This window comes from Sphingomonas faeni, from assembly GCF_030817315.1.
GTDB lineage: Bacteria > Pseudomonadota > Alphaproteobacteria > Sphingomonadales > Sphingomonadaceae > Sphingomonas > Sphingomonas faeni_C.
Genome location: NZ_JAUSZF010000001.1, coordinates 3664699 through 3688224, shown reverse-complemented (window position 1 = coordinate 3688224; position 23526 = coordinate 3664699). Strand labels below are relative to the sequence as shown.

The window sequence follows — 23526 nt, the reverse complement described above, 5'->3', positions numbered from 1 at the left end:
AGGTAATATTGCGCAATATTCGGTTTGCGCATAACGTATGTTGCGCCGTTGCCACAATATTGATGCCGCCATTTATGGCGCCGACCGTAGCTACCCGGCCGGCGCCCATGGGTCAGCGCTTGGTTTCACCCAGCAACTTGACCAATTCCACGGCTGCTGGGCCCGACGACGCCGGGTTCTGGCCGGTGATCAGCAGGCCGTCGCGCAGCACGTACACGCCCCAGTCGTCGGTCTTCGAATACACTCCGCCGCTCTGCTTGAGCATATCCTCGACCAGGAAGGGAACGACGTCGGTCAGGCCGACCGCGGCTTCTTCGGTGTTGGTGAAGCCCGTGACCGTCTTGCCGGCGACGATCGGGCTGCCATCGGCCGCCTTCACGTGACGCAATACGCCCGGCGCGTGGCAGACCGTGGCGACCGGCTTGCCGGCGGCAATCGCCTGCTCGATCAGCGCGATCGATGTCGCGTCCTCGGCAAGATCCCACAACGGGCCGTGGCCGCCCGGATAGAAGACCGCGTCGAAATCGGCGATCGCGACGCTGTCCAGCCGGTGCGTATTCGCGAGCAATGCCTGTGCCTCTGCATCGGCCTCGAACCGGCGCGTATCGTCGGTCTTCGCGCTCTCGTCCGCGCTCTTCGGATCGAGCGGCGGCTGGCCACCCTTTGGCGAGACGAGCGTCAACGCGGCGCCGGCATCCTTCAGGACGTAATAGGGCGCGGCGAGTTCCTCCAGCCAGAAGCCGGTCTTCGCGCCCGTATCGCCGAGCTGGTCATGCGAGGTCAGCACTATCAGAATCTTCATTGCAGTCTCCATCGTGCCGGCGTTCGTCGGCGGCCGGTAGATGGGGGCGATGGCGCCGATTACCATCGACGCGCGCCCAGCCGGTCGATGACCGCGTCCCGCCCCGTCTTGATTATCCGCGCACCGCGACGAACGCGGCGAGCCCGGCTTCGAGGTCGGCAATCAGGTCTGCGGGGTCTTCCAGGCCGATCTGGAGCCGGACCATCGGGCCTGCCGCGTCGCGCTTGGTGACGCTGCGGTGGCGTTGCGGGTCGGCGGGGATGGCGAGGCTTTCGAAACCGCCCCAGCTATAGCCGATGCCGAACAGTTGCAGCGTGTCGATCAGCACGGCGCGTGAAGCTTCGTCCCCGCCGTTGAGGACGAACGAGAACAGGCCGCTGGAGCCCTTGAAGTCGCGAACGAACAGGTCGTGGCCGGGACATTCGGGGAGCGCGGGGTGGAGCACCTGCGCGACTTCGGGGCGGCCTTGGAGCCACTTCGCGATGGTCAGCGCACTCGACTGGTGCTGCGCCAGGCGGACTGCCATCGTGCGCAGACCGCGGCTGCCGAGCCAGCAATCGTCGGGGCTCGCGACCTGGCCGAGCTGGAAACTCGTTTCGCGCAGTTTCTTGAAATGGCCGGGCGCGGCGGTGACCGAGCCGAGCATCACGTCCGAATGGCCGACGACGTACTTCGTGCCGGCGAGGATCGTGAGGTCGACGCCGCGCTCGATCGCGGGAAAGAACAGCGGGGTGGCCCAGGTGTTGTCGAGCAACGTCGTCACGCCCCTCGCCTTCGCCGCGGTGACGATCGCGGGGACGTCCTGCACCTCGAAGCTTAGCGATCCCGGGCTTTCCATGAAGATCGCGCGCGTGTTCTCGCCGATCAGGTCGGCGATGCCCGCGCCGATCATCGGGTCGTAATAGCGCGTGGTGATGCCGAACCGCTTGAGCAGCCCGCCTGCCATGCCCCGCGTCGGATCATAGGCGCTGTCGACCAGCAGCAGTTCGTCACCCGGCGAGAGAACGGACAGCAACGCCGCCGCGATAGCCGCGACGCCCGAGCAATAGAGGAAGGTCCCCTCCGCGCCCGGCTCCAGCGAGGTCAGCGCATCGGCGAGGCTCCACTGCGTCGGCGTGCCCTTGCGTCCGTAGAACAGCCGGTGATGCGTATCGCTTCTCGCGCTCTCGCGGAGATGGCCGACCGAATCGTACAGGATGGTCGAGGCGCGCCAGACCGGCGGGCTGACGATGCCCTGCGTCCACTCCTTGCGACGGCCGGCGAGGACGACCTTGGTCGCGTCGCCGACCGGCTTGTTCGTGTCGCTCATGCCGTGCCTGTCGCCTTGGGTGTCGAGGGATCGCCGCCCCATTCGGACCAGCTGCCGTCGTACAGCGCCGCCTCGTTGCCGAGCAGGTGCGCGCCAAACGCGAGGACCGACGCGGTGATGCCCGAGCCGCAGGTCATCACGAGCGGCTTCGACAGGTCGACGCCAGCCTTGTCGAACTCGGCCTTCAAAGCATCGCCGGTCTTCCACGTGCCGTCCGCGTTGAACACCGCACCCTGCGGCAGGTTCTTCGAGCCCGGAATATGGCCCGGCGCCGTCCCCGGCCGCGGGTCTTCCTCCGCACCCGTGAAGCGCGCAGCCGATCGCGCGTCGAGCACCTGCTCCGCCCCGCTCTCAACGTTCGCCTTCATCTGATCGAGATCCCGCACACCCTTCAGGTCCGCCCAGGTCGTGAAATGGCCATGCCGCAACGTTTCCTTACCCGACGCCATATCACGCCCCTCGGCCTGCCATTTCGCCAGCCCGCCATCGAGGATCGCGACATTGTGCGCGCCGAACAGCCGCAACATCCACCATGCCCGCGCCGACGTGTGCCAGGGCGAGCCGTCGTACAGCACGATCCGGCTGCCATCGCCGAACCCCAAGGTCTGCATCCGGCTCGCGAACTTCTCTGCAGAGGGCAGCATGTTGGGCAGGTCACTGTCGGTATCGCGCAACTCGCTCAAGTTCATGAACGCCGCGCCGGGAATGTGCGCCGCCTCATACTCCGCCGCTGCATCGCGGCCCTCGGCGTAGGTCGCGTCGACGATCCGCAGATCGCTCGCGCCCAGCTCGTTCGCCAGCCATTCGGTGCTTACCAACGCGTCCATATGCGGCTCCTTGTGCTCGTGAGGTCAGTAGCCAGCGGGGCCGCTCGCGTCGAGGGAGGCTAGGAACCCAGCCGCCTGCGCGCGCGTCGCCTCACGGTCCGCCTCGGACTGTTTCGCCCAGTTGCGATACGGCATCGCCAGCCGGTTGTTGCGGCCAAGCTTGTCCTCGTGCCGCGCAAGGAAATCCCAGTAGAGCGCGTTGAACGGGCACGCATCAGGGCCGATCCGCTGCTTCACGTTATACCGGCACGTCCCGCAATAATCGGACATCCGATCGATATACGCGCCCGACGAGATATACGGCTTCGAGCCCAACAGCCCGCCATCGCCGAACTGGCTCATCCCCAGCGTGTTGGGCAGCTCGACCCATTCATACGCGTCGACGTACACCTCAAGATACCAGAGATGCACCTTGGCCGGGTCCGCGCCGATCAGCAGCGCGAAATTGCCCGTCACCATCAGCCGCTGGATATGGTGCGCGTGCGCGGTCTCCAGCGTCTGGCCGATCGCCTCGCGCAGGCAGTGCATGTCGGTCTCGCCGGTCCAGTACCAGCCGGGGAGTTCGCGGTGGTGGTCGAGGAAGTTCCGCTCGACGTAATCCGGCCCCTCGCGCCAGTAGATTCCGCGCATATATTCCCGCCAGCCGATGATCTGGCGAATATACCCCTCGACCGCGTTGAGCGGCGCGCGGCCGGCGCGATATTCCGCCTCCGCCCGCCGGCACAGGTCGAGCGGATCAAGCAGCCCCGAATTGATGTAGGGCGACAGGATCGAGTGCCACAGATGCCGCTCGCCAGTGAGCATGGCATCTTCGTAATCGCCGAACTGCGGCAGCGCGTGGCGGAAGAAGTTCGCCGCCTGCCGCTCGGCATCCTCCGCGGTCACGGCGTACTCGAACCCGTCGAGGCTCCCCGGATGCTCGGCGAACCGCTCCGCCACCATCGCCAGCACGTCCTTCGTCATCGCATCCGGCTCGAACATCAGCGGGCGCGGCATGAGCAGGTCGTTCTTGGCGGGCTTGCGGTTCTCCTTGTCGAAGTTCCAGCGATCGCCCTCGGGCTTGCCGCCGGTCATCAACAGCCCGGTGCGCGTCCGCATCTGGCGATAGAACCACTCCATCGTCAGCGACTTCCGCTCGGCGGCCCATGTCTCGAAGTCTGCATGGCTGGCGAGGAAGCGGTCGTCGCTGCGGATCTCGACGGGGATGCCGAACAGCGTCTCCCAGCTTTCGAGCATCGCCATCACGCGCCACTCGCCGCCCTCGGTGACGATGATCCGCTCGGGGTCATGCCGCTCGCCCGCCCGCGCGATCTCGCCGGTGAAGCTGCCCGCGTTGTCGGGGTCGTCGAGCTTCGTGTATTCGACCGTCCACCCGGCCTCGCGTAGCGCCTCGGCATGATGCCGCATCGCCGACAGGATATACGCGATCTTGCGCTTGTGATGCCGGACATAGGTCGTCTCCTCATCGACCTCCATCATCAGCACGATCGTGGTTTCGGGATCACAGTCCCGCAGCGAGGCGATGTCGATCGTAAGCTGGTCGCCAAGGATCGGTACGAGTGTGGTTTTCTTGCGCGTCATCGCATCCTACATGGCGGCACATGACCGCATTCGCCAAGCCCCCCGCCAACCCGTTGCATCTGGGCCAGAACAGCGCCCTCCCCGCCTCTCCCGAAGAGGCCGTGCTCGATTATGTTCCGAACCCGCGCCTGGGCCGGACGTATCTCGTGCGGTTCGCGGCGCCCGAGTTCACCTCGCTCTGCCCGGTCACCGGCCAGCCCGACTTCGCGCACCTCGTCATCGACTATGTACCGGGCGAGACGATCGTCGAATCGAAGTCGCTGAAGCTCTTCCTGAGCAGCTTCCGCAACCATGCCGGCTTCCACGAGGATTGCACCGTCGGTATCGGCGAGCGCCTGTTCGACGAGATGAAACCGGTGTGGCTGCGCATCGGCGGCTATTGGTATCCGCGCGGTGGAATCCCGATCGATGTGTTCTGGCAGTCGAGTGCACCGCCACAGGATCTGTGGCTGCCCGACCAGGGAGTCGCCTCGTATCGCGGTCGCGGGTAACGGGCCTGGATGAGGGACATGAAATAGGGTTTTGATTTAGATTGATATTATTCCCGTGCTGCAGTGCAGTATGTGATGAAACTTTATGCTACCTGAACCGTTGAAATGTTTGCGCGACCGGGCCTTCCCAGGAGTGCGCGCTCAAACGAGGGACAGGGTATGGTGAAACCGGCGGACGGTGGGAATATCGCGCGACTTGCGCTGATCGGTAACTTTCTGCCGAGGCAGTGTGGGATAGCCACTTTCACGACCGACGTTTTCACGGCCATGCGCGCGCGCTTTCCCGAGATCGCCGTCGACGTCTACGCGATGGACGATCACCCCGGCAAATATGATTATCCCGCGGAAGTCATCGGCACGATCCCCGAGACCGACCTGTCGGCTTACATCAATACCGCGCGAAAGATCGAGGCCAGTGGCGCGCAGGCGATCTGGCTCCAGCACGAATACGGCATCTTCGGTGGCCCGGCCGGCGAGCACATCCTCGCGCTGCTCGATCGCACCACGCTGCCCGTCATCGTCACGCTGCACACGATCCTCGAAAAGCCCAACGCCGACGAGCGCCGCGTGCTCGAGGGCCTGCTGCGTCGCGCTGCCCGTGTGATCGTCATGGCCGAGCGCGGCCGCGACATCCTCCAGCGCGTCTACGGCGCCAATTCGCGTCAGATCGTCATGATCCCGCACGGCGTGCCCGATCGCGACCTGCTCGATCCCGCGACGCTGAAGGACAAGTTCGGCTGGGAAGGCCGCAAGGTCATGCTGACGTTCGGCCTGCTCGCCCCCAACAAGGGGATCGAGACGGTCATCAACGCGCTGCCCGCGGTAATCGCGAAGCATCCCGACCTGCTGTACGTCGTGCTCGGCGCGACGCACCCGAACCTCGTCGCGTACGAAGGCGAGAAGTACCGCGACAAGCTGAAGGCGCTCGCTGCCGAGAAGGGCGTCGCCGACAATGTCTCGTTCGTCGACGCCTTTCTCGAGCATGGCGAGCTGCTCGACTATCTCCAGGCGGCGGACGTCTATGTGACGCCGTACACCAACCCCGCGCAGATCACGTCGGGCACGCTCAGCTACGCGATCGGCGTCGGCAAGCCCGTCATCTCGACGCCGTACGTCCATGCGACCGAGATCCTCGCGGATGGCCACGGCGTGCTCGTGCCGTTCGGCGACGTCGACGCGTTCGCGCGCGAGATCGATGCGCTGATGTCGAACGACCGCGATCGCAACCGTCTGGCCGAGCGCGCCTATGCGCGTGGCCGCACGATGATCTGGCCGAAGCTCGCCGAGGCGATGATGACGGAGATCCGTGCGATCGTGGCGGCGCGCCCTTTTCGCCTCGCCAAGGTGCCAGCCCCGCTAAAGCAGCTGACACCTGATTTCGCCGCGGTCGAGCGGATGAGCGATTCGACCGGCATGCTCCAGCATTCGATCTATTCGATCCCCGATCGTCGCCACGGCTATTGCATCGACGACAATTGCCGCGCGCTGATGTTGATGAGCGCGATGCCCGGTCTCGACGACATCACCCGCGACAAGTGGATGACGATCTATGCGTCGTTCGTGCAATACGCCTGGAACCCTGACACGCGCCGCTTCCGCAACTTCATGAACTTCGATCGCACCTGGTGCGAGGATTCGGGTTCGGAAGATTCGAACGGCCGCACGCTCTGGTCGCTCGGCGTCACCGCACGCGATGCGCAGGCCGCCAAGCACCGCGACTGGGCGACCGCGATGTTCGATTCGACCGCGTCGATGGCGCTCGAACTCGGCAGCCTTCGCGCCCAGGCGTTCGCGATGCTCGGTGCGGCGGCGATGCTGGAGGCCAAGCCCGGCCACCAGCTTTCGCTGTCGATCCTCGAAGCCTTCCCCAAGGTGCATCTCGACCTGCTCGCCAAGGCGCGCCGCCCCGAGTGGCAGTGGTTCGAGATCGTCCTCGCCTACGACAATACGCGCCTCCCGCAGGCCTTGATCCGCGCAGGCCAGGCGCTCGGCCGACAGGACCTGATCGACTGCGGCCTCAACACGCTGGACTGGATCGTCGCCAAGCAGACCTCGCCCGAGGGCCGCTTCCGCGCGGTCGGGTCGGAAAGCTTTAACCGCCCCTATGCTGAGCCGTTGCAGTTCGACCAGCAGCCGCTGGAGGCGCAAGCCACAGTCGATGCATGCGCCGCGGCGTTTGACGCGACCGGCGACGTCCGTTGGCGTGACGAGGCGTTGCGCGCCTATGGCTGGTTCCTCGGCGTCAACGACCTCGACCTGCCGCTTGCCAGCGTCGCGGATGGCGGCTGCTATGACGGCCTGATGCCCAACGGACTCAACCGAAACCAGGGCGCCGAGTCGATTTTGGCGCTCCAACTCGCAAGTTGCGCCATTTCAGGGGTATCAAAGGCAGCGCAAAGCGTGGCAGGAGCGGCGCGCGTCGTCGCCTAGCCACGCTAGTGACAGCCTGACAGGCGACGGTGCGCTGAGTGGAACGACGCGGGGCACTGCTACGATGGATCTGTTCAACCACCAGCTGCGGCTGCACGCGGACCCTTCGCGCGTCGTCGTGCGGCCGTTCCATATCGCCTGGGGCGGTCATGGCGGCGCACCGAGCCGCACCGAGCGGCTCGTCGGCGAAGTACTGGAAATGTCGTCCGCACAGGCGCGCGCACAGCTCGAGGTCGTGCTGAAGGATTTCGAGGCACGCCACTGGCAGACGCGGCGCGTGTTCATGACGCGATACGACCAGATCGAGGACATGCTGGGCCTGAACGGCGCGGAGATCGGCGACGAGAAGCGCCAGCTGATCGGCGCGTATTTCTGTCACGAATACAGCTATGCCGCTGCCGCGCTGATGAACCCGAGCGCGGTGCCGCATTTCGACCAGTCGGGCATGCCGCCGGGCTCGATGCGCATCCTGATGAGCTTGCGCGCAGTCGGCGAGGGCCACATCTCGTCGGTCGCCTTCCGCGAGGGCATCATCACCTGCGAAAACCAGATGAAGCTCGCGCCCGAGCCTCCGTTCGCGACAGCTACGGATGCGGTCGGCAGCGGCGAGGACGAGATGCCGATCGGCCCCGTCACCGTCTATCGCCACCGCGACAGCACGCTCAGCGGCACGGTGATTTTCCCGATCACGCAGGCACAGTCGAAGGGCCTGGAGGATCTGCGCATCGTCCGGTTTCAGCACGAGAACGGCGAATACGAGTGGATCGGCACCTACACCGCCTATAACGGCTCGGTGATCCAGTCCGAACTGATGCGCACCCGCGACTTCCGCGCGTTCGACCTGGTGCCGATGACCGGCCCCGCCGCGCGCAACAAGGGCATGGCGCTGTTCCCGCGCAAGGTGAACGGCCAGTATATGATGATCGGCCGGCAGGACGGCGAGAACCTGTTCCTGCTCAAGTCCGACACGCTGACCGACTGGGACGACGGCGAGAAGATCCTGACACCCGAATATCCGTGGGAGCTGGTGCAGATCGGCAATTGCGGCCCGCCGATCGAGCTCGACGAGGGCTGGCTGCTGCTGACCCACGGCGTCGGCGCGATGCGCAAATACTCGATCGGCGCGGTGCTGCTCGACAAGAACGATCCGTCGAAGGTGCTCGGCCGGACGAAGCAGCCGATCCTGGCGGCGAAGGACCAGGACCGCGAGGGGTATGTGCCGAACGTGGTCTACAGCTGCGGCGCGCTGAAGCATGGCGATACGATCTTCATGCCGTACGGGATCGCGGACAGCTCGGTGGGCTTCGCGTTCGTGCCGATCAAGGACATGCTTGCCGCGATGATGTGAGGGGGCGTCCCCACGACGCCATCCTTCTCCCACACGTAAGCACCACCCCGGCGAAGGCCGGGGCCCAATAGGGGGACGCAGATAACGGCGAACTGCGCTCCGTTACGCCCACCTTCCCAATTGGGCCCCGGCCTTCGCCGGGGTGGTGGAATGGAATGGAGCAGGCGCTCTTATTCTTCCGTTCGTCCCGAGTAGCCATCGAGTAGCTGCGCTTGCAGCGTATCGAGACGGCGTATCGAAGGACAGGTTGGCGCGCGGAACCCATGCTTCGATACGAGCCCTCGATACGCTGCTAACGCAGCTACTCGGTCTCTACTCAGCATGAACGGGAAAGAGTCTTGTTCTCCCGCGAAGGCGGAAGCCCAGTCTGGATCCCCGCCTTTGCGGGGAAACAAACTCACCTCCCCCCTCTCCCCTCGGGGGAGAGGGAAGGGGCCCGCCCGGCACTTGCCGGGTGGGAAGGGTGAGGGCACGCGCCCTACCGAGAAGCCGCCACAGTCCGCCGGTACATCACCCAAGTCAGCACCGCGAACAGCACCGTCCCGCCAACCAGCGCCACACCAGCAAACCCGTCCCCGACCAGTGCCAACGGCGTCTCCTGGTTCGTCAGGTACACGATCCCCGCAAAGCCAACGCCCCACAACGACTCCCCGACGATCATCCCGGTAGCGGTCAGCACCCCCATCCGCTTGGCAAGTTCAGGATCCCGAGCCCGGTCCGCCCACCGATCATACGCAAACCCGACGACAGCCCCGATCGTAACCGGCAACGTCACCGACATCGGCAAATACACGCCGAGCCCGACCCCCAGAGGCGGCAACCGCAGCTTCCCAGCCTTGCCCAGCAACTCGTCGGCCAGTATCACGAAAACGCCCGTCAGCGCCCCATACCCGATCATTCCCCAATTCAGATTGCCCCCGAGAACCCCCTTGGCCAGCGCCGAGATCAACGCCGCCTGAGGCGCCGCCAGCGCATTCGGCCCCGCCCCCGGCGCCCCCGCGAACCCCAGCGTGCTGCCAAGCAGGTTCAACACCGGCGGCACCACGATCGACCCGAACACCACGCCGATCAGCAACGCGACCTGCTGCTTCCACGGCGTCGCGCCGACCAGCTGGCCGGTCTTCAGATCCTGGAGATTGTCGTTCGAGATCGTGGCGATCCCGAACACGATGCCCGTCACGATCAATCCGTACGCCACCAGCGCCTGCGTCGTCCCCGGCTCGACCGCACGCCCGAACCACGACACGAGCAGGATCGACGCGGCGAGGATGGCGAGGATGCCGATCCCCGACACCGGAGAGTTCGACGCACCGATCAGCCCGGCCATGTACCCGCAGACCGCCGCGATCACGAGGCCGATGACGAGGATGAACGCAAGGCTGCCCGCGATAAGCCCGATCGCCGACGCCTCCAGCGGCCCACCCTGCAACACGGTCCAGAGCAGGATGCCGATCGGCACCAGCATCGCGAGCGACGCGATCCCGACGATCCCGATCGGAATGTCGCGCTCCTCCAGCGCCAGCACGACGCCGCCGCGCTTGGCCGCCGAAGCCGCCAATGCCGAACGCACACCCCCGACGACGGGCCCGGCGATCTTGAGCAACGTCCAGATCGCCGCAACGCCGATCACGCCCGCGCCGAAGAACCGCACGTCCGAGCGGAACACCGTGGTCGCGATCACCTCCGCGGTCCCGGTCACGCTCCCGCCCGAAGTCAGGATCGGCAGCAATATCCACCAGCCGATCACCACGCCCGCGAACATCGCCATGCCGACCGAGATCCCGACCAGATGCCCCGCGCCCAGCAACGCGAACGACAGCCCTCCCGAGATCCCGGTCGCGCCCGCACCAACGCGAAACCACGTCGCGGCCTCGGCGGCGACCAGCTTGGTCTGCGTCAGGATCGCGAACCCGGCCGAGACGATGGCGTTTACGACGATGATGCCGAGCCCGCGCGCGCTCTCCTCGCCGCCTTCGCGACTGCCCGCGCCGACCTTCAGAACCTCTGCAGCCGCGCGGCCTTCCGGGTACGGCAGCACCGTATCGACGACCAGCGCACGGCGCAACGGCACCGAGAACAGCACGCCGAGCACACCGCCGAACATCGTGATCGCCGCGGTCGTGAAGAACGGAAAGCCCTGCCACCAGCCGATCATCACCAGCCCCGGCAGCACGAAGATGATCGCCGCCAGCGTGCCCGCGGCGGACGCGATCGTCTGGACGATGTTGTTCTCGAGGATCGTCGAATCCTTGAACACCCGCAGCACCGCCATCGAGATCACCGCCGCCGGGATCGAAGTCGCGAACGTCAGCCCGATCTTGAGCCCGAGATACACGTTGGCCGCGGTGAACAGCAGCGTGATGATCCCGCCAAGCACGATCCCGCGGAACGTCAGCTCGCGCATGCTGGTCTCGGGGCCCGTGTCGGGTACGCCCCGCGTCGCGTCGATCATCTGGTCAGCCTCAAAGCAATTTGGGCGACTTGTGACATGATGCGGGACCAGAGGAAACCGTATCGACCGCCAGAAGCATGTCTCTCGCGAAGGCGGAAGTCCAGACTGGGCTCCCGCCTTCGCGGGAGAACAAGAGGAGGGAGCAACCCCTCCCCGATCGCTACCGCGCCGCCATTCGCCGCGCGAAATGCACCTCGACCGCCCGCGTCACGCTCTCCGCGATCCGGTGCCGCCCCTCTTCGCTATCCAGAAACGCAGCGTCCTGCGGGTTCGAGATATACCCCGTCTCGAACAGGATCGACGGCATGTCCGGCGCCTTCAGCACCATCAACGACGCCATCCGGTGGAAGTTCGCCTTCAGCGGCATCAACGGCTTGGCCTCGCGCCCGAGCAGCCGCGCAAACGTCGCCGAGGCGTTCATTGTCTCGCGCTGCGTCAGGTCGATCAGGATCGACGACACGTCCGCCGGCGCCTCTCCGAGATTGACGCCCGAGATCACGTCCGCCTTGTTCTCGCGCGCCGCCAGCCGTGCCGCTTCCTTGTCCGAAGCCACCTCCGACAGCGTATAAGCAGTCGCACCCGTCGCATTAACCGAGCCCGTGCTGTCGCAATGGATCGAGATGAACAGATCGCCCTTCAGCCGTCGCGCGACCCCATATCGCTCGCGCAAGATCAGATAGCGGTCGTCGTTCCGCGTCAGCGCCACGCGCACGCGCCCCGACGCCAGCAATTCGTCTCGGATGGCTTTCGCGACCTTCAGCGTCACGTCCTTCTCGCGCAGTCCGTTGGGTCCGATCGCACCCGGATCGACCCCGCCATGCCCCGCGTCGATCACCACCAGCGGCCGCGTGTCGTCGCCCTGCACGCGCGGCAGCTTCATGCCCCGCGCCTTGGGCGGCACCGGCACCGACACCTTGTATTTGGGCCGCGACGCCGCACCGAAGGTGAACGGGAAGAAGTTCAGCGGCCCGGCGATCCCGGCCTGCGCGAACTGGTCGTAATCGACCGTGCGCAACGCCAGCGTAAGCTCGCGACCGTCAGAGTCGAACCCGCCGTCGGTGACGATCGCCGGCTCGGCCAGATCGAACACCATCCGCATCCCCGACCGTCCACTGCGCATCTGCGTGACGCCGGTCACCAGCCCGCGTGCGGTCACGGCGCGGCCAGGCGTCGCGCCGGTCACGTCGACCGCGATCTGCCGCGGCCCGGTCAGCACGCGGCTGGCGGCATCGCCCACCGCCTCGTCGAAGCGGATGACGATCCGCCCGTCCCTGATCGCGACGCTCTGCACGGTCGCCCCCCAGGCGGGGACGCTTGCCAGCCAGCCGGCGATGAGGGCGATTACCGTCAACACCCCGCGCCCTTGCCGTGCGGACTTGCCGCCGGTCCAGCAAAAACCCATGCTACACCCCTTTGATCGATACATCCGATCGCTGTGAGCGAACGATAGCACTGCGCATCCCAAGACGCAGTTGCGCAGTGCGGTTAATTCGATGTTTGCCACGTAATTGGCGACAAGGCTCTGTCGCCCCGGCAAGTCTGCGTCATTCCGCCCCGAATTCGAGCCGAAACGCCGCCGAAAGCAGCCAATATCGGGCTAGTTGCGAGATCGGGTATGCAGTGCTAGTCCTGTCGTACAGCCGTGTGTCGCCTAGTTTTTACCAGCGACGCGCCGGTCTTCACGCCCGCCTGCGGATCCTTCGCCGGCGCGGCACTTCAGGTTGACGCTCGAATGACGCATTCCCCCCGCCCCGCACTCCGACCGGCCTTTGCCGACGGACTCGCGGTCGTGCGGGCGCCGCAGGGAGAGTTCCCGCGGCATGCACTTCGCGCAGAGGCAGTTTCGCACACCATCCGCGAGTCCGGGCGTCCGTGCCCGACCGCACCACCATCAAGCGCGCGACGGCTGCCGACAGGCCCGGCGCGCGCGCGGAGAATCTATAATGACAACGCGCATGCTGATCGACGCACGCCACCGGGAAGAGACCCGGATCGCAGTCGTCAAGGGTAACCGGATCGAGGAATTCGATTTCGAGAGTGCCGAACGCAAGCAGCTCAAGGGCAATATCTACCTCGCCAAGGTCACGCGGGTCGAACCGTCGCTCCAGGCGGCGTTCATCGATTACGGCGGCAATCGCCACGGCTTCCTCGCCTTCAGCGAGATCCACCCCGATTACTACCAGATCCCCAAGGAAGATCGCGACGCGCTGCTCCGCGAAGAAGCCGAGCACGCCGCCGAGGAAGCCGCCCTGCGCGCCGACTATGATTCGGACGAAGACGAGGGTGACGACGAGGACGACATCGAGCGCTTCGAGGACGATGGCGGGGTAGATCCCGACGTCGCCGAGGAACTCGAAGGCGTAGAAGCCGGCGAAGCTCCCCGTCGCAAGCGCAAGCCAAGCGCCGACGATGCCGCGGTCGAGGACCTGCGCGAGCGTCGCATGAACCTGCGCCGCCGCTACAAGATCCAGGACGTGATCCATCGCCGCCAGGTGCTGCTCGTCCAGGTCGTCAAGGAGGAGCGCGGCAACAAGGGCGCAGCGCTGACCACCTACCTGTCGCTGGCCGGTCGCTACTGCGTGCTGATGCCCAACACGTCGCACGGCGGCGGCATCTCGCGGAAGATCTCGAACGCGGGCGATCGCAAGCGCCTCAAGACGATCATGGCCGACATGCAGTTGCCGCCGTCGATGGGCTGCATCGTCCGCACCGCGGGCCTCCAGCGCTCGAAGGTCGAGATCAAGCGCGACTTCGATTATCTCGCCCGCCTCTGGGACGGTATCCGCGAAGCCACGCTCAACGCATCGGCCCCCGCGCTCGTCTACGGCGACAGCGACCTGATCAAGCGCGCGATCCGCGACATCTACAACAAGGAAATCGAGGAGATCATCGTCGAGGGCGAGGACGGTTATCGCCAGGCGCGCGAGTTCATGCGCCTGCTGATGCCGACGCACGCCCGCCGCATCAAGCATTACGCCGACCCCGTGCCGCTGTTCCAGCGCGCCGGCGTCGAGGATCAGCTGTCGGCGATGTACCATCCCGTCGTCCAGCTGAAGTCGGGCGGCTACCTCGTCATCAACCCGACCGAGGCGCTCGTCTCGATCGACATCAACTCGGGCCGTTCGACCCGCGAGCATTCGATCGAGCAGACCGCGACCGCGACCAACCTCGAGGCCGCACAGGAAATCGGCCGCCAGCTCCGCCTGCGCGACATGGCCGGGCTCGTCGTCATCGACTTCATCGACATGGATAACAATTCCAACGTCCGTAAGGTCGAGAAGGCGATGAAGGAGGCGCTCAAGAACGATCGCGCCCGCATCCAGATCGGCCGCATCTCGTCGTTCGGCCTGATGGAAATGAGCCGCCAGCGCCTGCGTACCGGCGTGCTCGAAGCGTCCACCCGCGCCTGCCCGCATTGCGAGGGCACCGGCCTGGTCCGCACCGCATCGTCGTCCGGCATCTCCGCGCTTCGCCTCATCGAGGACGAGGCCGCCCGCGGTCGCGGTTCGCTGCTGACGCTGCGCGCGAGCCAGGAAGCCGCGGTCTACATCCTCAACCGCAAGCGCGCCGACATCGCCGAGATCGAGGATCGCTACGGCGTGATCGTCGAGATCATCCCCGGCCAGGACGAGGAAGGCGCGCACATGACGGTCGAGGCCAGCGGCCCGCCGCCCGCGCACGCCCCGAAGTTCGTCCAGATCATCGAAGAAGACGATGACGACCTCCCCGAGGAGATCGAGGACGAGATCGAGGAAGAAGAGGTCGAGGAGGCCGAAGCCGAGCAGCCGCGCCGTCGTGAAGGTAGTCGCGAAGGCAATGGCGAGCAGCGCGCACCCCGTGAGGGTCGCGATGCGGACGGCGAGGGTGGCAAGAAGCGCCGTCGTCGTCGCGGTCGTCGCGGTCGCGCGCGTCCGGGTGAAGAGGGCGCCGCAGAGGGCGTCAACGAGGACGGTTCGTTCGAGGACGCCGACACCAACGTCGAGGAAATCGACGAGGTCGAGGGCGACATCGTCGAAGTCGGCGGTGGCGAAGCGGTCGAGGCTGGCGCTCCTGTCGAGCAGAGCGCCGAGCATTCTGGCGGCGCAGAGGGCGAAGGCCGTCGTCGTCGTGGTCGTCGCGGTCGTCGCGGCGGTCGCCGTAACGAGCAAGGTGCGGATAACGGCCAGTCGGTCGCCGTCAGCAGCATCGACGACGCCCAGCTGATCGCCGAGGCCCCCGAGCCGGAAGCGTACGAGCCGGTCGAGTCGACCTATGCCGAGCCGCCTTACGAGCCCCCGTACGAACCGGCGTTCGAGCCGGTCGTCGACGAAGCCCCGGTCGCGGAAGTCGCCGAGGGTCCGAAGATGCGCCGTCGTCCCCGCGCACGTGCGGCAGCCGCGGCGGCGAACATCGCCGAGGCGGTGGCCGATGCAGCCCCCAAGGCTCGCCGCGGTCGCAAGCCACGCGCGGTCGAGGCGGAAGCCGAGACGGTTGCGCCGGAGCCAGTGGTTCCGGAGCCGATCGTTCCGGAGCCCGTCGCGGCCGAACCGGCTGCACCGAAGCCCGGTCGTCGCCGTCGCGAAGCGGTCGCGGAAGCCACGATGGACGAGGTGAGCGCAACGCCCGCCGAGACCATCGAAGCGTCGGCGCCCAAGCCAAAGCGTGCGCGTCGCAAGGCGTCGGACGCTGCGGTGGAAGCCCCAGCGGTTGAAGAGGCGGTCGTCGAGGAAGCCCCCGCCAAGGTCGCCAAGCCCCGCGGTCGTCCGCGGAAGGTGGCCGTGGTCGAAGCCGGCGATGCCGCCCCGACCAGCGAGCCGCTCGCCACGCCGATCGAAACCACGCCGGTAAAGGCCGAAGTCCAACCCCAGGACGTCGCGACCCCCCGTACCGACGACGGCGCCAACGACGACCCCGACGGCTCCCCCCGCCGCGGCTGGTGGCAGCGCACCTTCGGCGCCTAAGCCGAACGCTAGCCACAAAAAACGGGCGCGACCGAAAGGCCGCGCCCGTTTCCGTTTGTGGAGTTGGGGCGAAGGTCTGGGCCGCACGCCCCCTGAATTTCGTGAGCCCGAAGCACACCAAAACCAAAAACTTGTGTCCCCGCGAAGGCGGGGACCCAGACTGGGCACCCGCCTTCGCGGGTGAACACGACACGGGGGCGGAGCGAGGTTTGTGCTCATCGCGTGTCAGGCAAGGTACGCACCCCGCCCGCCCCCCCCCACCACTACCCCGGCGAAGGCCGGGGCCCAGTTGGAAAGGTGGCAATAACAAAGCACCACCCTCCGTCAGCAGCGCCCCCCACCTGGGCCCCGGCCTTCGCCGGGGAGGTGTCATCTCACGGCGCCCCAATCTACCGCATCAGGCGAACACAAGCGCGCTCCCCCTCCCCCCAAACCCCTGTCCTACACAACCAAACCCTGCTCCCCTCCCCCAATGCCAACACGCCTCCCCATCAACCCCGCCAAACCGCTCCCAGCGTCTATACTTCCTATACTTCACTCTGCCGCACGCCCCCCTGCACGCCCCGCCGCACGACCATTGCCCCCCCGCCCCCGATCGACGATAACCCGTAAAATGAAGCGCCTAGTAGCCGCCGCAGCCACCGCCCTGCTCCTCTGGACGCAACCCGCCGTCGCCCAGTCGATCCTCCGCGACGCCGAGACCGAAACCATGTTCGCGGAGATGTCGAACCCGCTCGTCAAGGCGGCCGGGCTCTCGACGCGCGACGTCAAGGTCGTCCTGATCAACGACGAGTCGATCAACGCGTTCGTCGCCGGCGGCCAGACCGTCTACGTCCACTCAGGGCTGATCCAGGCCGCCGACAACGCCAACGAAGTCCAGGGCGTCATCGCGCACGAACTCGGCCACATCGCCGACGGCCACGTCGTCCTCGCCGACCGCGGCACCAAGCCCGCGATGGGCATGTACCTGCTATCGATGGTCCTCGGCCTCGCCGCAATGGCAGCCGGCAGCGGCGAAGCGGGCGCGGGCATCATGGCGGCGGGCCAGCAGGCGGCGATGGGCAGCTACCTCTCGTTCAGCCGCGTCCAGGAATCCACCGCCGACGCGACCGCGGCGAAATTCCTCCGCCAATCGAACATCTCCGGCCGCGGCATGCTGAGCTTCTTCAAGAAACTGCAGCAGCAGGAATACCGCTTCGGCACCGCCAACATCGATCCGTTCATGCAGTCGCATCCGCTCTCGGGCGAGCGCGTCGCGACGCTTACCGTCGACCTGCAAGCCTCGCCCGCCTGGGCCAACAAGCCCGACGCAGCCCTCGAAGAACGCTTCCGCCGCGTGAAGGCCAAGCTCGCCGGCTACGTCATGCCCGCCGACCAGACGCTGCAGGCTTACCCGCCCAGCAACCAGTCGATCTACGCGCACTACGCCCGCGCCTACGCGTACCACAAAGCCGGATACCCCGACAAAGCCGATGCCGAGGCCAACGCGTTGGTGAAGGCCGAGCCGACCGACCCGTATTTCCTCGAGATCAAGGGACAGATCCTGCTCGAAGCGGGCAAGCCGGTCGAGTCGCTGGTCCCCCTGCGCGAGGCCACCGAAGGCTCGCGCAACAACCCGCTGATCGCCACCACCTTCGGCCACGCGCTGATCGCGACCGAGAACAAGGCGAACTATCCCGAGGCGACCAAGGTCCTGCGCACCGCGGTCGGCCGCGACGACCAGAACCCGTTCGCCTGGATGCAGCTCGGCACCGTCTACGAACTCACCGGCGATACCGCGCGGGCGGCGCTCGCCACCGCCGAGCGCGCCAGCATGGGCGGCGACATGCGGACCGCGTCGGCGAGCGCGCAATATGCGCTGGCGAACATCCCCGCGAACACCACCGACTGGATCCGCGCGCAGGATATCGCCATGGCCGCGCAGAACGAGATGGACGACAATCCCAAGCAGTATAAGCGCCGCAAATGAGCAAATTCACATTTCCGGCGATTGCCGTCGCGGGCGCCGTCATCGGAGGCCTCGCGGTCTGGGGCTATGATCGCCAGGGCGGCGGCGTCGAGCGCGCACAGGTCGAATCGATCGTCCACGACTACGTGTTGGCGCACCCCGAAATCCTCCCCGAAGCGATGGAGAAACTGCGCGACCGTGAGTCCGGCAAGACCGTCACCGCGAACCGCGACGCGATCGTCACCCCGTTCGGCAGCGCCTGGGCGGGCAACCCCAAGGGTGACGTCACGCTGGTCGAGTATTTCGATTACAACTGCGGCTATTGCCGCGCGAGCCTGCCGATGATCGCCAAGCTGATCGCCGCCGACCCGAAAGTCCGCGTCGTCTTCCGCGAACTCCCGATCCTGAGTGCCGAAAGCCGCATCGCCGCCCGCGCGAGCCTCGCCGCCGCGCAACAAGGCAAGTTCACCACCTTCCACGACGCGCTCTACGCCGGCGGCCCGGTCAGCGACGCGACGATCGCGGCGGCGGCGAGCAAGGCCGGGGTCGACACCACGCAGGCGAGCTTCACCAAAATCGCCGACGCCGAAATCGCCAAGAACATGGAAACGGCCGCCAAGCTCGGCATGACCGGGACGCCGAGTTGGGTGGTAGGCGACCGAGTCCTGTCCGGCGCGCTGCCGCTAGAGGATCTGCAAAAGGCGGTAGCGGCAGCAAGGGCGAGCTGACCCCACCCACTTCCGTCATCCTGACGAAAGTCAGGACCCAGAGCCACAATCGTAGCGCGCATGGCTCTGGATCCTGGGTCGAGCCCAGGATGACGGGATTTGGGTACCCCGCCCCCTATCAATGGAAGCTCCCCACCCCCATCTTCCCCACACGAAAAAGGGGTGCCAATGACCGAACCGATCCTGTCCATCGCGGGCGTCACCAAGACCTACAAGAGCGGCACCACCGCGCTCCACCCAGTCGACCTAGACATCCAGAAGGGCGAGATCTTCGCGCTCCTCGGCCCCAACGGCGCGGGCAAGACGACGCTGATCAGCATCATCTGCGGTATCGTCACGCCGTCCGCCGGCACGATCAAGGTCGCCGGCTACGACGCGATTCGCGACTATAAGCAGGCGCGCAGCCGCATCGGCCTCGTGCCGCAGGAACTCAACGTCGACATGTTCGAGACGGTGCTCGCCACCGTTACCTTCAGCCGCCGCCTGTTCGGCCGCTCGGGCCACAGCGATTACATCGAACAGGTGCTCCGCGACCTCTCGCTGTGGGACAAGCGCGACGCGAAGATCCGCGAACTCTCCGGCGGCATGAAGCGCCGCGTCCTGATCGCAAAGGCGCTGAGCCACGAGCCCGAAATCCTGTTCCTCGACGAGCCCACCGCGGGCGTCGACGTGGCACTGCGTCGCGACATGTGGAAGCTCGTCCACCGCCTGCGCGAAGGCGGCACGACGATCATCCTGACGACGCATTACATCGAGGAAGCCGAGGAAATGGCCGACCGCGTCGGCGTCATCAACAAGGGCAAGCTGCTGCTGGTCGACGACAAGGCGTCGCTGATGAAGAAGCTCGGCAAGCGCGAGTTGGACATCGCGCTCCAAGATCCGATGACGACGATCCCCGCAGAACTCGCCGACTGGGACGTGTCGCTACAGGACGACGGCAAGCGCCTCCGCTACGTGTTCGATGCGCAGGCCGACCACACCGGCATTCCCTCCTTGCTGCGCAAGCTCGCCGAACTCGGCATCGGCTTCAAGGACCTCGAAACCAGCAAATCGAGCCTCGAAGACATCTTTGTCGACCTGGTGGGGGAACGCGCATGAACACCCATGGCATCTGGGCGATCTATCGCTTCGAAATGGCGCGCGCGCTGCGCACCTTGTGGCAGAGCCTCGTCACGCCGGTCCTCACCACCTCCCTGTATTTCATCGTCTTCGGCGGCGCGATCGGCAGTCGCATGCAGAATGTCGGTGGCGTCGATTACGGCAGCTTCATCGTTCCCGGCCTGATCATGCTGTCGTTGCTCACGCAGAGCATTTCGAACGCGTCGATCGGCATCTACTTCCCGAAGTTCACGGGCACGATCTACGAGCTGTTGTCGGCCCCCGTCTCGGCGATGGAGATGGTGATCGGCTATGTCGGCGCGGCGACCACCAAGTCGGTGATTCTCGGGCTAATCATCCTCGTGACGGCGTCGTTCTTCGTGCCGCTGCGCATCGAGCACCCGTTCGCGATGCTCGCGTTCCTGATCCTGACTGCGGTGGCGTTCAGCCTGTTCGGGTTCATCATCGGAGTCTGGGCCAACGGCTTCGAGCAGCTTAACTTCGTCCCCGCGCTTCTGATTACCCCGCTGACCTTCCTCGGCGGCGCGTTCTACTCGATCGACATGCTGCCCCAGCCGTGGCGGACGTTCAGCCTGTTCAACCCGGTCGTGTACCTGGTGAGCGGCTTCCGCTGGAGCTTCTTCGGGCAGGGTGACGTCGCGGTCGGGGTGAGCCTCGCGGTAACGGCCGGCTTCCTCGCGGTATGCCTGTTGGTGATCGCCTGGATCTTCAAGACCGGCTGGCGGATGAAGAACTGACGGTGGACTTATGTTTCCCCGCGAAGGCGGGGACCTAGTCTGGGCTCCCGCCTTCGCGGGAGAACAAGCTTCTCAGCGCATAACCGGCAACGTGATCCGCGAGCCTGCGCAGACCTTCTGCGTCGCCTTCACATAGTCCGCCGGCTTCGCCCGGCCGATATTATCCACGAACGATTGCGGATTGCGGTCGATCATCGGGAACCACGTCGACTGAACCTGCACCATGATCCGGTGCCCCGCCCTGAACACGTGGTCGTGGTCGCGCAGCGGCACGTCCCAAGCCACGACCTTGCCTGGCACCAACGGCTGCGGCGCCGTGTCGCTCGCCAGGAACCGCCCGCGCCGCACCTCCATCGCGATCGGCAACTGATAGCCGTTGAGCGTCTTCGCATAATCGCCCGGTTGCGCCGTGCGGCCGTCGAACGCCTCGGTATCATCGGGCAGCACGTCGATCAGCTTCACCACGAAATCGCTGTCCGTGCCACTCGTCGACGCCTGCAACGTCGCCGACAGCGCGCCGGTCACGGTCAGGTCCGCGGTCAGCGGCTCCGACACATACCCCAACACATCGGGCCGGTGATCGACGAAGCGCTGATCGTCCGCCTCCCACCACGACCAGTCCGGGCTGGCATAGGTCGCGGACATCGGCCGCTTACGAAACGGCACCGGGTTCGCCGGATCGGACACGTAATCGCGGCATCCCTCGCTCGCGGCCGGCGCGGTAAACGACAGGCTGCCGTCCGTGTGCAGGTACAGGTTCGTCGCCTTCGCGCCCGTCGGGGGCCAGGCCGCATAGGTCTTCCAGACGTTCGAACCCGACTGGAACATCTTCGCCGCAAAGTCCGGCCGCGGACCCTTGCCGTGCAGCCAGTATGCGAAGAACGGCGCCTGGATCTGCTCCTGGAACTGCGTGCCGCTCGCGGTGCCGAGCGGGATCGGGCCGAGGTGATCCGCCGTGCCCTGCCACCCGCCGTGACGCCACGGCCCCGCCACCATCTGCGCGAGATTGTCCGGATCGTTGCGCTTCTGGCGCGCGTAGATCTGCCACGAACCCCACGGATCCTCCTGATCCCAGAACCCGGCGACGTTCAGCGTCGGAACGGTCGTCTTGCCGAGCGAATCCGTCCAGCGCTGCGCGGTGTAGAAGCCGTCGTGGTTCGGGTGATCGAGCAGCGACGTGAACATCGGCACGCGCCCCTTGAAGACGTTCCGGTCGATCGCCTCCGCCGAGCCCGCCTTGAGGAAATAGTCGTACGTATCGCTCGGATAGGCGAAATCGGAATTCTTCGTCTTGTCGAGCTGCAGCGACGACACCCAGTCGGTCGCATAGCTCAGCCGCAGCGCGCCGTTGCGGTGGAGGTCGTCCGACTGCCAGTAATCGATCCATGCCGCCTGCGGGGAGACCGCCTTCAGCGCCGGATGCGGGTTCGCCAGCGCGACGGCGGCGGCGAAACCGGGGTAGGACACGCCCCACATGCCGACCTTGCCGGTGTTGGCGGGGACGTTCTTCACGAGCCATCCGACGGTGTCGTAGGCGTCCGTGGCCTCATCCACGACTTTCGGATCGCCGGCACCGTTGCCCTTGGCATGCACTGCGGTCGACAGCGTGAAGACGCCGTCCGACTTGAACCGCCCGCGCATCGACTGGAACACGAACACGTAGCCGTCCTTCATCAGCGGACCGAACCGGCTGGCGCTGGAGAACGGCGCGTCCGGCACGCCGTAGGGCGTCCGCTGGAGCAGGATCGGCAGCGGCCCGGTCATCCCCCGCGGCCGCATGATGACCGTCTGCAATTTCGCCCCGTCGCGCATCGGCACCATCACCTCCTCGAAGGTGAAAGGGGATTGCGCCGCCGCCTGCATGCCCGTCTGCGCGATGGTTGCGCTGGGCACCGCGGCGGTGACTGCGAGCGCGAACAAGAGAGCGTGGCGCGACATGGAATTTCCCTTCGTGAACCGTGCCGCGATTGGACGAACCCGCGAAGGCGAAGTCAAGCCGCGCGCCATGCTCCGGTCAGCGCCGGTCGCAATGCCAGCGAATTGAGATCGATCAATGCGTGCAGGAGCATCGCAAGCCACAGCTCGCCGGTCATCAGATAGATCGCCGCCATCAGCGCGCCGACGAGCGTGGTCGCGATCACGCCGGCTCGCCCCTGATAGCGGTGCATCGCGCCGAACACCGCGATCGCGACGCCGAACGCGGCGAACGCGTTGCCGGACACGAGCGCGACCAGCAACGGCAGGAACAGGCGGAAGGCGAGTTCTTCGGATATGCCTGCCGCGATCGACATGGCGGCGGCGTGCATGATCTCGGGCCGGTTGCGCGGCAGGAGCGACCCGACATTGCCGATCGTCCTGAGGATGCGCCAGTTGCGCCGCGTGGCGAGGACCGCACCGATGACCAGGCCGCCGAGCGCGCTTCCGCCAATCATGCCGAACAGTTCCGCGCGGCTGTCGCCGGCGAGGCTTGGCAGGAGGCTGCGCAAGGCGTCGAACTCGCGGGGGACGGTGACGATGGCGTCGAGGCGACCCAGTAGCGCGAGGCCGACGATGGCCGGCAGGACGAAGGCGATCGCGGCCTTGGCGATCCACAGGCGGTAGGTTTTCTGACGCGAGGCGGTGTCGGGGAGGCGCTTGGTGCGGCGATAGCCGAGGAGGTCGCCCTTGAGGAACCAGACGAGGCTCATGAGGGTGGCGAGGAGGAGGGCGTTGGGAAGGATCATGCGGTCACTTCGCCCCTCATGCGTTTCACCGCTCGTCCTTGTTCTCCCGCGAAGGCGGGAGCCCAGCCTGGGTCCCCGCCTTCGCGGGGAC

General features: G+C 66.2%; 16 protein-coding genes. 8 read left to right on the top strand and 8 right to left on the bottom strand.

Translation table 11 applies throughout. The annotated features are described in order from the left end of the window. Positions 1 to 112 precede the first annotated feature (112 nt). The 4 genes from QFZ54_RS17035 to QFZ54_RS17020 all read right to left on the bottom strand — a co-directional run bounded on the left by QFZ54_RS17035 (position 113) and on the right by QFZ54_RS17020 (position 4519). Entirely contained in the window at positions 113 to 802 is a 690-nt protein-coding gene (locus tag QFZ54_RS17035) for a type 1 glutamine amidotransferase domain-containing protein (RefSeq protein WP_307089055.1), read from the bottom strand. Positions 803 to 914: 112 nt separating this feature from the next. Beyond that, positions 915 to 2111, bottom strand: a complete 1197-nt coding sequence (gene metC / locus QFZ54_RS17030) for a cystathionine beta-lyase (RefSeq protein ID WP_307089053.1) — start codon at positions 2109 to 2111, stop codon at positions 915 to 917. Beyond that, positions 2108 to 2938 (bottom strand): sulfurtransferase, encoded by an 831-nt coding sequence (locus QFZ54_RS17025; protein WP_307089052.1) that lies wholly within the window; start codon positions 2936 to 2938, stop codon positions 2108 to 2110. Before QFZ54_RS17025 ends, metC begins: the two co-directional genes overlap by 4 nt. A gap of 24 nt (positions 2939 to 2962) precedes the next feature. Next, the gene (locus QFZ54_RS17020; protein ID WP_307089050.1) at positions 2963 to 4519 is read right to left on the bottom strand and encodes a cryptochrome/photolyase family protein; all 1557 of its coding nucleotides are present in this window, start codon (positions 4517 to 4519) and stop codon (positions 2963 to 2965) included. 20 nt (positions 4520 to 4539) lie between these two features. Here QFZ54_RS17020 and queF point away from each other — a divergent pair, with 20 nt between their 5' ends. The 3 genes from queF (at position 4540) to QFZ54_RS17005 (ending at position 8788) form a co-directional block, all read left to right on the top strand. Then, the gene (gene queF / locus QFZ54_RS17015; protein WP_307089049.1) at positions 4540 to 5010 is read left to right on the top strand and encodes a preQ(1) synthase; all 471 of its coding nucleotides are present in this window, start codon (positions 4540 to 4542) and stop codon (positions 5008 to 5010) included. Between the two features lie 159 nt (positions 5011 to 5169). Continuing rightward, the gene (locus QFZ54_RS17010; RefSeq protein ID WP_307089048.1) at positions 5170 to 7440 is read left to right on the top strand and encodes a glycosyltransferase family 4 protein; all 2271 of its coding nucleotides are present in this window, start codon (positions 5170 to 5172) and stop codon (positions 7438 to 7440) included. 64 nt (positions 7441 to 7504) lie between these two features. Then, on the top strand, positions 7505 to 8788 hold the full coding sequence (locus tag QFZ54_RS17005; protein ID WP_307089046.1) for a glycoside hydrolase family 130 protein: 1284 nt from the start codon (positions 7505 to 7507) through the stop codon (positions 8786 to 8788). A 478-nt stretch (positions 8789 to 9266) separates the two neighbouring features. On the opposite strand, the gene QFZ54_RS17000 is transcribed toward QFZ54_RS17005, so the two are convergent. Both QFZ54_RS17000 and QFZ54_RS16995 read right to left on the bottom strand, forming a co-directional pair. Then, positions 9267 to 11240: an OPT family oligopeptide transporter gene (locus QFZ54_RS17000; protein WP_307089045.1), complete on the bottom strand. Its 1974-nt coding sequence runs from the start codon at positions 11238 to 11240 to the stop codon at positions 9267 to 9269. Between the two features lie 160 nt (positions 11241 to 11400). Next, complete coding sequence (locus QFZ54_RS16995) at positions 11401 to 12642, bottom strand: N-acetylmuramoyl-L-alanine amidase (RefSeq protein ID WP_307089043.1); 1242 nt, start codon at positions 12640 to 12642, stop codon at positions 11401 to 11403. 553 nt (positions 12643 to 13195) lie between these two features. On the opposite strand from QFZ54_RS16995, the gene QFZ54_RS16990 reads away from it, so the two are divergent. The 5 genes from QFZ54_RS16990 to QFZ54_RS16970 all read left to right on the top strand — a co-directional run bounded on the left by QFZ54_RS16990 (position 13196) and on the right by QFZ54_RS16970 (position 20712). After that, complete coding sequence (locus QFZ54_RS16990) at positions 13196 to 16180, top strand: Rne/Rng family ribonuclease (protein WP_373458612.1); 2985 nt, start codon at positions 13196 to 13198, stop codon at positions 16178 to 16180. 613 nt (positions 16181 to 16793) lie between these two features. Then, positions 16794 to 18149 carry a M48 family metalloprotease gene (locus tag QFZ54_RS16985; RefSeq protein ID WP_307089039.1) on the top strand — a complete coding sequence of 452 codons (1356 nt, stop codon included), beginning with the start codon at positions 16794 to 16796 and terminating at the stop codon, positions 18147 to 18149. After that, the gene (locus tag QFZ54_RS16980; RefSeq protein WP_307089037.1) at positions 18146 to 18856 is read left to right on the top strand and encodes a DsbA family protein; all 711 of its coding nucleotides are present in this window, start codon (positions 18146 to 18148) and stop codon (positions 18854 to 18856) included. Before QFZ54_RS16985 ends, QFZ54_RS16980 begins: the two co-directional genes overlap by 4 nt. A 168-nt stretch (positions 18857 to 19024) precedes the next feature. Beyond that, on the top strand, positions 19025 to 19954 hold the full coding sequence (locus QFZ54_RS16975) for an ABC transporter ATP-binding protein (RefSeq protein WP_307089035.1): 930 nt from the start codon (positions 19025 to 19027) through the stop codon (positions 19952 to 19954). Then, positions 19951 to 20712: an ABC transporter permease gene (locus QFZ54_RS16970; RefSeq protein ID WP_248524478.1), complete on the top strand. Its 762-nt coding sequence runs from the start codon at positions 19951 to 19953 to the stop codon at positions 20710 to 20712. Before QFZ54_RS16975 ends, QFZ54_RS16970 begins: the two co-directional genes overlap by 4 nt. A gap of 72 nt (positions 20713 to 20784) precedes the next feature. Here QFZ54_RS16970 and QFZ54_RS16965 read toward each other — a convergent pair whose 3' ends face one another. Together QFZ54_RS16965 and QFZ54_RS16960 are read right to left on the bottom strand one after the other, a co-directional pair. Next, positions 20785 to 22650, bottom strand: a complete 1866-nt coding sequence (locus tag QFZ54_RS16965) for a CocE/NonD family hydrolase (RefSeq protein ID WP_307089032.1) — start codon at positions 22648 to 22650, stop codon at positions 20785 to 20787. A gap of 53 nt (positions 22651 to 22703) precedes the next feature. Further along, positions 22704 to 23435, bottom strand: a complete 732-nt coding sequence (locus tag QFZ54_RS16960; protein ID WP_307089030.1) for a CPBP family intramembrane glutamic endopeptidase — start codon at positions 23433 to 23435, stop codon at positions 22704 to 22706. Positions 23436 to 23526 lie beyond the last annotated feature (91 nt).